This is a genomic window from Pseudomonas sp. MCal1, assembly GCF_026341415.1.
GTDB lineage: Bacteria > Pseudomonadota > Gammaproteobacteria > Pseudomonadales > Pseudomonadaceae > Aquipseudomonas.
Map to the genome: position 1 here is coordinate 215997 of NZ_JAKUMP010000001.1, position 12585 is coordinate 228581.

The 12585-nt window shown below is 60.3% G+C and carries 12 protein-coding genes; 5 read left to right on the plus strand and 7 right to left on the minus strand.

Annotation, left to right across the window (positions count from 1 at the left end):
- Nucleotides 1-39 precede the first annotated feature (39 nt).
- Entirely contained in the window at nucleotides 40-525 is a 486-nt protein-coding gene (locus tag MKZ87_RS01050; RefSeq protein ID WP_085703594.1) for a flavin reductase family protein, read from the minus strand.
- A gap of 325 nt (nucleotides 526-850) precedes the next feature.
- Here MKZ87_RS01050 and MKZ87_RS01055 point away from each other — a divergent pair, with 325 nt between their 5' ends.
- Nucleotides 851-2257 (plus strand): purine-cytosine permease family protein, encoded by a 1407-nt coding sequence (locus tag MKZ87_RS01055; protein ID WP_134023946.1) that lies wholly within the window; start codon nucleotides 851-853, stop codon nucleotides 2255-2257.
- Between the two features lie 252 nt (nucleotides 2258-2509).
- Nucleotides 2510-3610 carry a polyamine ABC transporter substrate-binding protein gene (locus MKZ87_RS01060; RefSeq protein ID WP_085703592.1) on the plus strand — a complete coding sequence of 367 codons (1101 nt, stop codon included), beginning with the start codon at nucleotides 2510-2512 and terminating at the stop codon, nucleotides 3608-3610.
- A 37-nt stretch (nucleotides 3611-3647) separates the two neighbouring features.
- Here MKZ87_RS01060 and MKZ87_RS01065 read toward each other — a convergent pair whose 3' ends face one another.
- Nucleotides 3648-4625, minus strand: coding sequence for a TerC family protein (locus MKZ87_RS01065; protein WP_085698293.1), 978 nt, complete (start codon nucleotides 4623-4625; stop codon nucleotides 3648-3650).
- Nucleotides 4626-4734: 109 nt separating this feature from the next.
- On the opposite strand from MKZ87_RS01065, the gene MKZ87_RS01070 reads away from it, so the two are divergent.
- Nucleotides 4735-5766 (plus strand): Dyp-type peroxidase, encoded by a 1032-nt coding sequence (locus tag MKZ87_RS01070; RefSeq protein WP_416383533.1) that lies wholly within the window; start codon nucleotides 4735-4737, stop codon nucleotides 5764-5766.
- A gap of 36 nt (nucleotides 5767-5802) precedes the next feature.
- Here MKZ87_RS01070 and MKZ87_RS01075 read toward each other — a convergent pair whose 3' ends face one another.
- Both MKZ87_RS01075 and MKZ87_RS01080 read right to left on the minus strand, forming a co-directional pair.
- A complete protein-coding gene (locus MKZ87_RS01075) occupies nucleotides 5803-7515 on the minus strand; it encodes an amidase (RefSeq protein WP_266200079.1) in 1713 nt (570 codons plus the stop codon).
- Between the two features lie 138 nt (nucleotides 7516-7653).
- Nucleotides 7654-8442, minus strand: a complete 789-nt coding sequence (locus MKZ87_RS01080) for an AraC family transcriptional regulator (protein WP_085698295.1) — start codon at nucleotides 8440-8442, stop codon at nucleotides 7654-7656.
- Between the two features lie 84 nt (nucleotides 8443-8526).
- On the opposite strand from MKZ87_RS01080, the gene MKZ87_RS01085 reads away from it, so the two are divergent.
- Nucleotides 8527-9525 carry a bile acid:sodium symporter family protein gene (locus MKZ87_RS01085; RefSeq protein WP_266200080.1) on the plus strand — a complete coding sequence of 333 codons (999 nt, stop codon included), beginning with the start codon at nucleotides 8527-8529 and terminating at the stop codon, nucleotides 9523-9525.
- Nucleotides 9526-9540: 15 nt separating this feature from the next.
- Here the strand turns inward: MKZ87_RS01085 and MKZ87_RS01090 are convergent, their stop codons facing one another.
- The gene (locus MKZ87_RS01090) at nucleotides 9541-10146 is read right to left on the minus strand and encodes a LuxR C-terminal-related transcriptional regulator (protein WP_266200081.1); all 606 of its coding nucleotides are present in this window, start codon (nucleotides 10144-10146) and stop codon (nucleotides 9541-9543) included.
- 114 nt (nucleotides 10147-10260) lie between these two features.
- Between MKZ87_RS01090 and MKZ87_RS01095 the strand changes: the two genes are divergently transcribed.
- Complete coding sequence (locus MKZ87_RS01095; RefSeq protein WP_234205538.1) at nucleotides 10261-11898, plus strand: hybrid sensor histidine kinase/response regulator; 1638 nt, start codon at nucleotides 10261-10263, stop codon at nucleotides 11896-11898.
- Here the strand turns inward: MKZ87_RS01095 and yecR are convergent.
- Both yecR and MKZ87_RS01105 read right to left on the minus strand, forming a co-directional pair.
- A complete protein-coding gene (yecR, locus tag MKZ87_RS01100; RefSeq protein WP_234205536.1) occupies nucleotides 11870-12178 on the minus strand; it encodes a YecR family lipoprotein in 309 nt (102 codons plus the stop codon). The genes MKZ87_RS01095 and yecR overlap by 29 nt on opposite strands.
- A gap of 60 nt (nucleotides 12179-12238) precedes the next feature.
- The gene (locus MKZ87_RS01105; RefSeq protein ID WP_234205534.1) at nucleotides 12239-12553 is read right to left on the minus strand and encodes a hypothetical protein; all 315 of its coding nucleotides are present in this window, start codon (nucleotides 12551-12553) and stop codon (nucleotides 12239-12241) included.
- Between the last annotated feature and the right edge of the window lie 32 nt (nucleotides 12554-12585).

Sequence of the window (12585 nt, forward strand, 5' to 3'; positions counted from 1 at the left end):
CCGGTCGCTTGCCGGCCTGTTTAAGTGCAATCGTGCGGATCAGGCGAAGGCAGGCAGGGCGCCCATCTTGCCGTGGCAATACACCAGCGGGCCGGCGTCCTGCTGAGGGACGATGAGATTTTTCACCGCGCCGACCATGATCGCGTGGTCGCCGCCTTCGTATTCGCGCCACAGCTCACATTCGATGATAGCTGTCGCGTTGGCCAGGATCGGATTGCCCAGTTCGCTCAGCGTCCACTCGATGCCCTGCGCCTTGTCCTTGCCTTTGCGGGCGAACGCATAGGCTTCGCCTTGTTGACCGCCGGACAACACGTGAATGGCAAAGCGTTTGTTCTTGATCAGGACGGGATAGGAATCGGAACTGTAATTGGGGCAGAACAGCACCAGGGCGGGGTCCATCGACAGCGAACTGAAGGCGCTGGCGGTCAGGCCGACGATCTGGCCGTCGTCATCCAGCGTGGTGATGACGGTAACGCCGGACGGGAACGAGCCCATGACTTGTTTGTAGACGGCAGCATCGATCATTGGTCAATCCTCGAGTGCGGTGAAGCGTGTTTTTATTCGTTTGTGGGTCTGATGGTATACCGTAATACATCGATTGCAAGCGCTTTTTTGGTGAAACGATAAACGTGGTTCATCCGTCGGAAAGTCAGCATTTACAGGGCTTTGCTCTAGCCGTGAACGCTGGCTATCAGGGAGTATGCCGGATCAGATGCCGTCGCAAACAGCGGATCAGTCTTGTGAAAAGTTTGGAATACCATAATATGGTCTGCATCTGAGGGGCGGCCAAGAAGCACCCCCGGTTTGGCTTCATACAACGATAAGAACAGACCCAATCGAGTTCATTTTTATGTCCCAGATGTCCCGGCAAGATCCGTTGATCGAGAATCACACGGTCGACTACGTCCCACTCGCGGAACGCCACGGGAAGGCCCGCGACCTTTTCACCCTTTGGTTCAGCACCAACATTGCGCCACTGCCCATTGTCACCGGCGCCATGGTGGTCCAGGTGTTTCATCTCGACCTGTTCTGGGGGCTGCTGGCGATTGCGCTGGGGCACATGATCGGCGGCGTGGTGATCGCCCTGGCGTCGGCGCAAGGCCCGCGCATGGGCATTCCGCAGATGGTCCAGAGTCGGGGCCAGTTCGGGCGTTACGGTGCGCTGTTGATCGTGTTCTTCGCGGCGATCATCTATATCGGCTTCTTTATTTCCAACATTGTGCTGGCCGGCAAGTCCATCGTCGGCATTGCGCCGTCGGTACCGGCGCCGCTGAGCATCCTGATCGGCGCCCTCAGTGCCACCGCCATCGGCGTGATCGGCTACAACTTCATCCACACGCTCAACCGCATCGGCACCTGGGTGATGGGCAGTGCGCTGCTGGCCGGTTTCATCTACATCTTTGCCCATGAGTTACCGGCGGACTTCTTCACCCGAGGCAGCTTCAATCTGTCCGGTTGGCTGGCGACGGTGTCGCTGGGGATCATCTGGCAGATCAGTTTCTCGCCGTACGTCTCGGACTACTCTCGTTACCTGCCGGCGGACATCGGGATCGGCAAACCCTTTATCGCGACTTATCTGGGCGCCACCCTGGGCACGATTCTGTCGTTCACCTTCGGCGCAGTGGCGGTTTTGGCGACGCCGGAAGGCACCGAAGCGATGGCGGCGGTCAAGCAGTCCACCGGTTGGCTGGGGCCGATTCTGATGGTGCTGTTCCTGCTCAACATCATCAGCCACAACGCGCTGAATCTGTATGGCGCGGTGCTGTCGATCATCACCTCGATTCAGACCTTCGCCAGCCAGTGGACGCCAAGCATCAAGGTGCGGGTGATCTTGTCGAGCGTGGTGCTGGCGGGCTGCTGTGTGGTGGCGCTGGGGGCATCGGCGGATTTCATTTCCGAGTTCATCGGGCTGATTCTGGCGTTGCTGCTGGTGTTGGTGCCGTGGGCGTCGATCAACCTGATCGACTTCTACCTGATCAAGCGCGGCAGCTACGACATCGCCTCGATCTTCCGCGCCGACGGCGGCATTTATGGGCGCTTCAACCTGCACGCGATCATTGCCTACTTCATCGGCATCATCGTGCAGCTGCCGTTCGCCAATACATCGTTGTATGTCGGGCCGTACGCCAATCTGGTGGAAGGCGCGGACCTGTCGTGGCTGGTCGGCCTGATCGTCACCTGCCCGCTGTATTACTGCCTGGCGACCCGTGGCCAGACCCAGCAGAGCAGGGCGGCGCGGTTGGGTTTTACTGATTGATCTTCTGCAGTCTTCTCAAACAATGCCCGGCACTTTGTCGGGCATTGTTGTTTCCGCATCCCGGCGGTCACGCAAATTGGCCATTTCGATCCCCTTTTGGCCAATGGGCTACTGTGCTGCGTCTACGCTGTCAGGAAGAATCGAAGCCACAACAAAATGCTGCACCTTCCTTGCCCTTGGCTGATCTGACAGCCGCTGCCGTGTACAGAACATAAAAACCATCGACTCACGCTGCATTCGGGGAAACACAATATGGTCACGATGAAACGCATTCTGGGCGCCACTGTTTGCGGGCTGACGCTGCTGGCCGGCGCCGTGCAGGCCGAACAGCGCGAACTGCGGGTGTACAACTGGGCGGATTATATTCTGCCGTCGGTGCCCAAGGACTTCGCCGCCAAAAGCAACATCAAAGTGACCTGGGACACCTTCGACACCAACGAATCCCTCGAAGCCAAGCTGCTGACCGGCAACTCCGGCTACGACCTGGTGGTGCCGTCGAACCAGTTCCTCGAGACCCAGATCAAGGCCGGCGTGTTCCAGAAACTCGACAAGTCCAAGCTGCCGAACTGGAGTCACCAGGATCCGGCGTTGCTCAAGTTGCTCGACGCCAACGACCCCGGTAACCAGTACGGCGTGCCCTACATGGTCGGTACGGTGCTGATCGGTTTTAACCCGGCCAAGGTCAAGGCAGCGCTCGGCGAGAATGCACCGGTGGACAGTTGGGATCTGGTGTTCAAACCGGAGAACATGGAGAAGCTGAAATCCTGTGGCGTGGCGATGCTCGATTCCCCATCGGAAATTCTGCCGCTGGCCTTGCATTATCTGGGCCTCGATCCGAACAGCCAGAACCCGGCCGACTATGAGAAAGCCAAGGACCTGATGCTCAAGGTTCGCCCTTACGTCACTTACTTCAACTCGGCCAAGTACATGACCGACATCGCCAACGGCGACATCTGCGTGGCCATCGGTTATTCCGGCAGCTTCTACCAGTTCGGCAACCGCGCCAAAGAAGCGAAAAACGGCGTGGTGGTCGACTGGCGCTTGCCGAAGGAGGGCGCACCGATCTGGTTCGACACCTTCGCCATTCCGAAGAGCGCGAAGAACGTTGAAGAAGCCCACGAATTCCTCAACACCTTGCTCGATCCGAAGGTCATCGCCTCGATCAGTGATTTTCTTGGCTACCCGAACGCCAACAAGGATTCGCTGCCGCTGATCAACAAGGAAATCACTGGCAACCCCAACCTGACGCCGACCAGCGAAGCGCTGAAGAAACTGTACGTGGTGCAGCCGTTGCCTCAGAAGCTGGAGCGGGTGCGGACGCGGGTGTGGACCAGCATCAAATCCGATAAATAGGTTAAAAGCCGAGGGAGCGAATTCGCTCCCTCGGCCATTATTTCGCCTGACTTTCCTCGGGCGACTTGTCCTTCGTCAGGATCAGACTCAGCAACACCGATGTCAGAATCACCCCGCCGACAATCGCCAGCGACCACTCCACCGGCATGTGAAACCACGGCATAACCGTCATCTTCCCACCGATAAACACCAGCACCAGCGCCAGCCCGTATTTGAGTAGATGAAAGCGGTCGGCCATGTCTGCCAAAAGAAAGTACAGCGCCCGCAAGCCCATGATCGCGAAGATATTCGAGGTAAAAATGATGAACGGATCGGTGGTCACCGCGAAGATCGCCGGGATGCTGTCGACCGCGAACATCAGGTCACTGGCCTCGATCAGCACCAGCACCAGAAACATCGGCGTGGCCCAGCGCACGCCGTTTTGCAACACGAAAAAGCGCTCGCCGTGGAAGCTATTGGTGATGCGTAAATGTCCACGGGCCCAACGCACGATCGGATTTTTTTCAAGATCTGGCTGCTGATCGGCGAACATCAACATCTTGATCCCGGTAATGATCAGGAACACACCGAACACGTACAGCAGCCACGTAAACTGCGACACCAGCCACACCCCGGCAAAAATCATCGCCGCGCGCATCACGATCGCTCCCAGTACGCCGTACAGCAACACCCTGCGCTGCAACTCCGGCGGCACGGCGAAGTAGCTGAAGATCATCACGAACACGAACATGTTGTCGATCGACAGCGACTGTTCGATCAAATAGCCGGTGAGGAATTCCAGGGTCTTGACCTTGGCGATGTCGGGACCGAATTCGCCGTTCAGATACCACCAGAGCAACCCGGCGAAGGCCATCGCCAGCATGCACCAGGCGATCACCCAGGATGAGGCTTCCCGCACAGAGACCCGATGCGCCTTGCGCCCACCGAAGACGAACAGGTCGACGGCCAGCATGGCGAGGACAAAAACGATGAAGGCGACCCACATCCAGGGTTCGCCGATGTTGATGGGGTGCATGCCGTTCTCCCTGTCGTTATGTTTTTCGGGGTAGACGCGGCCATCCTAGTAGGAGCCTTCCGGCAAAGAAAAATCGTTTATTTCGTGGGTATTGTTCGTTAAAAACGAAATGTCGGACGACAGGGCAGGCGCGGGTAATACTTCGTTCAACGCTTCTTTGCTAACCTCGCTGTCGAGCCAGTTCACCACTTCGGGAGTCACGATCATCGACACGCCAGATCCTCAAGCCGTCTGCAGCCCGATCACCAGCGCTGCCATATTCATCGTGGCCACTCTCAACGCCGAGGCCGAGGCCGCTGAAAAAGTCCGTGGCTGGTGCGCCGATATCGCGGGCCTGACGCGCTCGGTCGGCAAGCGCGTTCCATCGGGAAATCTGTCCTGCGTGTGCGGATTTTCTTCCAGCGCATGGGATCGACTGTTCGGCAGTCCACGCCCCGCGTCCCTGCATGATTTTCGCGAGTTCGGTGTAGAAGGGCGGCGGGCTGTTTCCACGCCTGGCGACTTGCTGCTGCACATTCGAGCCGATCAGATGGACCTGTGTTTCGAACTGGCGACGCAGTTGATGTCAGCGCTGGACGGCGCCGTGGCGGTGACCGACGAGGTGCAGGGTTTCCGCTATTTCGACATGCGCAGCATCATCGGTTTCGTCGACGGCACGGAAAATCCGGTCGGCCGCAAAGCCGAGCATTTCACTCTGGTCGGCGATGAAGATCAGCCGTTCAGTGGCGGCAGTTACGTGCTGGTGCAGAAGTATCTGCACAACATGAAGGCCTGGAACGAATTGTCGGTTGAGGCGCAGGAGAGGGTGATCGGGCGTACCAAACTGTCCGATATCGAACTGGACGACTCAGTCAAACCGAGCAATTCCCACAGTGCGTTGACGACCATCACCAAGGATGGCGAAGAGGTGAAGATCCTGCGCGACAACATGCCGTTCGGCCGGCCAGGGGCAGGCGAATTCGGCACTTACTTCATCGGGTACGCGCGCTCCCCGGAGCCGCTGGAGCAGATGCTGGAGAACATGTTCGTTGGCAAGCCGCCCGGCAATTACGACCGCTTGCTGGACTTCAGCACGGCCGTCACGGGCAGTCTGTTCTTCGTGCCTTCGGCGGATTTGCTGCAAGAGCTGGCAGAGCGATAAAAAACGGCGGGATCAATTGATCCCGCCGTTTTGCATTTACTTGCCTGTCGCCAGTGCTGGCGTACGTGGCGGTATCCGTCGTTTCGAACCGGTCGCCTCGAACGCCGCAGCAAGGCGCAGCAACGTCGAATCATCATAGGCGCGACCAGCGAAGGTCAGGCCGACCGGCATGCCGATGTCTGCCATCACGCCCATCGGTACCGTGACGGTCGGTACGCCGAGGTGGCGGATCGCGAGGTTGCCGTTGGCGACCCAGATGCCGTTGCTCCAGGCGATGTCCGCCGAAGCCGGGTTGACGTCGGCGTCAGCCGGGGCAACGTCGGCGTTGGTCGGGAACAGCACGGCGTCGAGGCCCAAGCGATCCATCCAGTCTTCGAGGTCGAGCTTGCGGGTCTTTTCCAGGCCGCGCAGGCCGTCCGGCAGGGTCGGGATCTGATCCCACGGCGTGATGCCACGCTCGGCCATGCGCACGTATTCGTCCATGCCGGCGGCGAGGTCGCCTTCGCGGTTGGGCAGTGTGCCGGGGTCGTGCGGGAAGATTTTCGGGCCGTCGACGTCCGCCAGTCGATTGAGTTTCGGATCACCGTTGGCGTGCAGGAAATCATCGAACGCCCAGGCCGACAGGTCCCACAGTTCGTGGTGCATGAACTCTTTCGAAACGATGCCGCGATTGAACACGGTCGGTGCGCCCGGACGATCGCCTTCGCAGTTGGAGACCAGTGGAAAATCCACTTCGATCACTTCGGCACCGGCGGCCTCAAGGGCCTGACGGGCCTGTTTCCACAGATCGATTACCGAGGCGCGGGTGTTGATGCGCTGCCCGGTCGGGCCGCCGATGCCCGGTGCTTCGCTGGTGCCGGCCTCGGGGTCGGCGTTGATGTACATGCGCGGTACGCCCAGACGTTTGCCGGCCAGTGCATCACTTTTCACCGCGAGTTCGAGATAGGAAGCAGGGCGAACCGAGGCGACGCTCGGGATCGGCACCCAGGGTTGCAGGCGCCACAGATCGCCTCGGGTGTCGGTGTCTTCGGCGACCACCACATCGAGCACTTCCAGCAGGTCAGCCATGGTGCGGGCGTACGGCACCACCACGTCCATGGTCGGCGTCAGCGGCCAGTTGCCGCGTACCGAAATCACCCCGCGCGATGGCGTGTAGGCGCACAGGCCATTGTTGGATGCCGGGCCGCGACCGCTCGACCAGGTTTCTTCCGCCAGACCGAATGCCGAGAAGCTTGCAGCGGTGGCGGTACCGGCACCGTTCGACGAGCCGGAAGCGAAGGGAGCCGTCAGGTAGTCGGCGTTGTAAGGGCTTTCGGCACGGCCATAGACCCCGCGCTGCATCCCGCCATTGGCCATCGGCGGCATGTTGGTCTTGCCCAGGCAGATCGCGCCGCCCGCACGCAGGCGTTCGATGGTGAACGCGTCGCGCTGGGCCACCAGATCGGCGAAGGCCGGGCTGCCGGACGCGGCGGTCAGGCCTTTGACCAGATAACTGTCCTTGGCGGTATAAGGGATGCCGTCCAGCGGACCGAGGGTTTCCCCCTTGGCACGACGGTCGTCCGAGGCCTGCGCTTCTTTCAGTGCGTCAGGGTTACGCACGATTACTGCGTTCAGGGCAGTGGCGGTATCCGGGCCGTCAAAGGCGTCGATGCGCGCCAGGTAGGCCTGCACCAGTTCAACCGCCGTGGTCTGGCCGGATTCGAGCGCCGCGCGCAATTGGGCAATGGAAACTTCAGTGACTTCGATCATGCTGTTACCGCCGACAGGTTCGCTAAAGGGTGGTTGATCATTGTTATCGTCGAAAGATGTCAAAGATTCTTGATGGGCGAAACTCTACCCTGAAATTTGCCCAATGGCATGCATAAAGTCGATAAATATCGGTTAATTTCATCGGAAAAACTCACCCGGCGTTTCACCGAACTGTTGGCGAAACGCCGCGATAAACGCTGACGTCGAGTCGTAACCGCAGGCCAAAGCCACGTCGGTGACGCGTTCGCCACGTTCCAGCGGCGTCAGCGCCCTCAACAGACGCAGGCGCTGACGCCAGGTGCGGAAGGTCAAACCGGTGTCGCGCAGGAACAGCCGAGTCAGAGTTTTCTCGGTTACGCCGAATTTTTCGCTCCAGTGCGCCAGGGTGGTCTGCTGTTCCGGATGTTGCTCCAGACTTTGATAGATCTGGCGCAAGCGACTGTCCTGCGGCAATGGCAGCATCAGATCGATGGGCGGGGCATCGGCCAGTTGATCGAGGATCACCTGGGCCAAACGCCCGTGCGGGCCGCTCTGGTCATACTCGACAGGTATCTGACTGAAGGCCCGAATCAGCTCCCGCAAAAGATCACTGACGCCGAGTACATGACAACGCTCGGGCGCCCAGTTGGCGACACTGCAATCAATGTAAAGGCTGCGCATTTCCGTGTGCGGCGAACTGAATACCCGATGCGGCACGCCCGCCGGAATCCACACCGCCCGTTCCGGTGGTGCGACGAAACGACCGACGGCGGTTTGCACTTCGAGCACGCCCTGGATCGCGTAGGACAACTGCACCCACGGATGACTGTGACGGCGGGTCAGCGCGCGATTGGGCAGTGATTCAGTGCGCCCGTACAGCGGACGCGGCAGGCTGGGTAACCCGGGAATGCTGCGTCTGACGCTCTTGTCGTGTCCTTTTGGCGGCATCTGTGGGTTCTTCGGCGTTAGTCGGTAATTTCCAGTCACGTTAGAGTCGCTTCCACGTACTGGCAACCCCCGGATGAACAAACCATGACGCGCCCACGCTTTTTGCCCGACAACTTCACCCTGACCCTGATCGGCGTGGTGCTGCTGGCCAGCTTCCTGCCCGCCAGCGGCCAGGTCGCGACCGGTTTCGGCTGGCTGACCAACATTGCGATTGCGCTGCTGTTTTTCCTGCACGGCGCCAAGCTGTCGCGGGAATCGATCATCTCCGGCGCCGGCCACTGGCGCCTGCATTTGCTGGTGTTCGGTCTGACTTTTGTCCTGTTCCCGCTACTGGGTCTGGCGCTCAAGCCGCTGTTGTCACCGCTGATCGGTGATCAGCTGTACATGGGCATGCTTTACCTGTGTGCGCTGCCGGCCACGGTGCAGTCGGCGATTGCCTTCACTTCGCTGGCGCGGGGTAATATTCCGGCGGCGATCTGCAGTGCGGCGGCGTCCAGTCTGTTCGGGATTTTCCTCACGCCGCTGCTGGTGACGCTGCTGCTCAACGTCCACGGCGACGGCGGCTCGACCCTCGACGCGATCGTGAAAATCAGCGTGCAATTGCTGCTGCCGTTCATCGCCGGTCAGATCGCTCGGCGCTGGATCGGCGCCTGGGTCGGTCGCAACAAGAACTGGCTGAAATTCGTCGATCAGGGCTCGATTCTGCTGGTGGTCTACGGCGCGTTCAGCGAGGCGGTGAACGAGGGTATCTGGCACCAGATTCCGGTGATCGACCTGCTGGGGCTGGTAGTGGTCTGTTGCATTCTGCTGGCGCTGGTGCTGTTGGCGTCCACGCTGCTGGGCAGGGCATTTGGTTTCAGTCAGGAAGACCGCATCACCATCCTGTTCTGCGGCTCGAAGAAAAGCCTGGCCACCGGTGTGCCGATGGCGCAGGTGTTGTTTGCCGGGAGCACGATCGGTGTGCTGATTCTGCCGCTGATGCTGTTCCATCAGATTCAATTGATGGTTTGTGCGGTGCTGGCGCAGCGCTATGCGAAACGCCAGGAATCGGTGCCTGAACTGATGGCCCAGGTCGATCCTTGATCCAGGCTTCTGACGCTAACCCGTTCCGGAATACTTGACTGCCGCCGCTGCCCGCGACGGCACGTTGAGCACCCGCAACAACGACGAAACATGAATCCGCACCGTGAACGGCGAAATATCCAGTTCACGGGCGATTTCCTTGTTGGTTTTGCCCTGGGCGATCAGCCTTAATACCTCTTGCTGACGCGGGGTGAGGGGGGTGCCGGTGTCCAGCGGCAGCAGGCCGGACGGGGCGAATTTCACCAGAACCTCACCTTCACGAATCGCCCGGATTGCCTGACCGATCTCGTCGGGGGCGATGTTCTTGCCGATAAAACCATCGATACCGGCGGCCATGACTTCGCCGATCAGCACTTCGTCATCGACCATCGACACCACGATCAGCGTGGTTCTCGGCAGGCGCCGACGCAGTTCCGCGAGCTGGCTGACACAGGTCAGTCCGGGAAAACGCAGGTCGAGGATCAAGGTGTCGGGCTCATCGCCGGCCGGCAGCAGGGCGAGCACGGTGTCGAGGTCGCCGGCTTCTTCGATCAGGGCGTCGGGCAGCAAACGCTGGACAGTGCGCAGCAGCGCTTCGCGAAACAACGGGTGATCGTCGGCTATGATGATTCGGCACGCCATGGCAAAACCCTCCCTGGGTCAGCATTTCTCACGGCATGCACCTTAGCACCGGGCGAAGGGTTTGCCTGTTGATTCGTGTTGTTTATGACGACTGCCGCACAAGGACGTTCCGCCATGAAGTTCGAAAAGAACACCGAGCTCGACCAGGCCAATCTGCGCATCATCATCGCCAGCATCGCGCTGGTTTACATGGCCGTGCTCGGTTTCCTGCCGGGCCAGCGCTTCGATACTTACCTGCCGGTGGTCACCTACATTGCCCTGTTTTTGCTGGCCTCCGTTGTGCTGCGCCAGGCCATCGTGCGCTGGCCGGGGCATTATCCGGCGCGGCGGATTTTCGGCATGCTCCACGATTACACCGGCACCAGTTTCGGGCTGGTGGTCGGCGGCGAGGCGGCGCTGCCCATCTACGCCGTCATGGTCTGGGTCAATCTCGGCAACGGCATGCGCTACGGCTCGCGCTACCTGGCAATCGCCACGGTGCTGGCGTTGGTGGCGCTGTTGGCGGTCTATCGATTGACGCCGTACTGGCAAGCGCAACCGTTCATGGTGTTGATGCTGATGATCACCAGCACGGTGATTCCGGTGTATGCGCACCTGCTGCTGGAGCGCACGCGCAAGGCATCGGAAGAGGCGGTGGCTGCCAATCTGGAAAAATCGCGTTTCCTGGCCCAGGCCAGTCATGACCTGCGTCAGCCGATCCACTCCATCGGGTTGTTTACCGCGTGTCTGCGTGAGTCGCGGCTGGGCGAAGAGGAGCGGCGGCTGGTGGACAGCATCGACCGTTCGCTGCTCAACGTGTCGCAGCTGTTTCGCTCGATTCTCGATCTCTACACCCTCGATAACGGGCGGATTCTGCCCCGCCTGCAGACGCTTGAACTGGGCGAGTGGCTGGCGGATCTGATCCGCCAGAACGCCGAAGCCGCACGTTGGGCGGGTGTGGAGTTACGCTTGCGGCGCTGTGAACATTGGGTGCGTACCGATCCGGCGTTGCTCGCGACCATGGTCCAGAATGTGCTCTCCAACTGCTTCAAATACGGTGCACACCGGCCGGTGCTGATCGGTGTGCGCAAGCGCGGCGCGGGACTGGCCATCTCGATCTATGACCGCGGCAACGGGATCGCCGAAGAGCATTTGCCCAAGGTGTTCGAAGAGTTTTATCGGGTTCGCCAGCTGCGTGACAAAGACGTTGAAGGCGTGGGCCTGGGGCTGTCGATTGTCCGGCGTCTGGGGCAGTTGATCGGTGTCGATGTCGCGATCCGCTCACGGCTGGGGCATGGCACGGCGGTGACCTTGCATGGGCTGCCGCTGGCGCCGCCGCAGATGCCGGTCAATCGAGAGGAGCCTCGGCAAATCGGGTTGCTGACGGGGTTGAAGGTGTGTCTGGTGGAGGATGATCGCAACGTTCTGCTGGCGACTTCAGCGTTGCTCGAGCGTTGGGGTTGCGTCGTGCAGGCCGAGCTGAGCGGGCAGGGTCTGGTCACGGACTGCGACATCATCGTTGCCGACTATGACCTCGGCTCCCACAGCACCGGCATCGAGTGCATTGATGAGGTTCGTCGTCAGCGGGGTCATGCGGTACCGGCCATGATCATCACCGGGCATGACATCGAAAAAATCCAGGCGGCTCTGCATGATCGGCAGATCGCCATTCTGTCCAAGCCGGTACGCCCGGCCGAGCTGCGCGCGACCTTGCGTGCGCTGCGCGACCGGCAGACCGAAGCTGTCAGCGCTTACACAGATAGTCCTGCGTGATGGTGGTTTGCAGGCAGTTGTACTGGCCCATGGTGCGGCAGATGTTTTTCTCCGAGCCTGATACTTCGGCGCTCTTGTAGCCCCAGACCTTGCAACGGCCTTCAGCTGCGGCCAACCCTTGAGCGGCGGAGGTTTGCCCGCTTTCGAACTGGCCCAGTTCATAGGAAACCTGGACAACGCCATCGGTCTTGCTGCCGCCGGTGGCTTCCCATTGTTTGGGGGTGGCGCAGCCAGTGAGCGCTACGGCCGCGAGGGTGAGGGTGGCGATGAGTGTTTTCATGATCGAGCGGAATCCTTTACCGGGTGAGAGGAGGCACTAAGACGGTTTTTCTGCGCCGGATTACTGGTACGGAATCGGCGACGCACCTTTGGGCAGGCAGGACAGCGGAGGCGTCATGATGCCCATGCTGGCCACCGCGATGATCGCGCCGCTGGGCAGCTCGCAGTTGTATTCGCCGGCGGCGGTGTAGGCGGTGTAGTAGGTCAGCGTGCTGTCATTGCGGATGTTGCCGATCCTGGTGACCGGTTGGCCGATGACGGTCTGGGCGCGTTCGCGCATGCTGTCTTCGGTGGGTTTGGCGGTCTGGCAACCGCTGGCGCCGAGAAGCAGGGTAGCGAGGACTGTGATCCTGGCGAGGCTGGCGTGTAGTTTCATGGTGTTTCTTCCTTGGTGTTGTTGTTTTTCCA

Coding starts and splice junctions, on each gene's coding strand:
- MKZ87_RS01050 (WP_085703594.1), bottom strand. CDS start 525: ATGATCGATGCTGCCGTCTACAAACAAGTCATGGGCTCGTTCCCGTCC.
- MKZ87_RS01055 (WP_134023946.1), top strand. CDS start 851: ATGTCCCAGATGTCCCGGCAAGATCCGTTGATCGAGAATCACACGGTC.
- MKZ87_RS01060 (WP_085703592.1), top strand. CDS start 2,510: ATGGTCACGATGAAACGCATTCTGGGCGCCACTGTTTGCGGGCTGACG.
- MKZ87_RS01065 (WP_085698293.1), bottom strand. CDS start 4,625: ATGCACCCCATCAACATCGGCGAACCCTGGATGTGGGTCGCCTTCATC.
- MKZ87_RS01070 (WP_416383533.1), top strand. CDS start 4,735: ATGTCGGACGACAGGGCAGGCGCGGGTAATACTTCGTTCAACGCTTCT.
- MKZ87_RS01075 (WP_266200079.1), bottom strand. CDS start 7,515: ATGATCGAAGTCACTGAAGTTTCCATTGCCCAATTGCGCGCGGCGCTC.
- MKZ87_RS01080 (WP_085698295.1), bottom strand. CDS start 8,442: ATGCCGCCAAAAGGACACGACAAGAGCGTCAGACGCAGCATTCCCGGG.
- MKZ87_RS01085 (WP_266200080.1), top strand. CDS start 8,527: ATGACGCGCCCACGCTTTTTGCCCGACAACTTCACCCTGACCCTGATC.
- MKZ87_RS01090 (WP_266200081.1), bottom strand. CDS start 10,146: ATGGCGTGCCGAATCATCATAGCCGACGATCACCCGTTGTTTCGCGAA.
- MKZ87_RS01095 (WP_234205538.1), top strand. CDS start 10,261: ATGAAGTTCGAAAAGAACACCGAGCTCGACCAGGCCAATCTGCGCATC.
- yecR (WP_234205536.1), bottom strand. CDS start 12,178: ATGAAAACACTCATCGCCACCCTCACCCTCGCGGCCGTAGCGCTCACT.
- MKZ87_RS01105 (WP_234205534.1), bottom strand. CDS start 12,553: ATGAAACTACACGCCAGCCTCGCCAGGATCACAGTCCTCGCTACCCTG.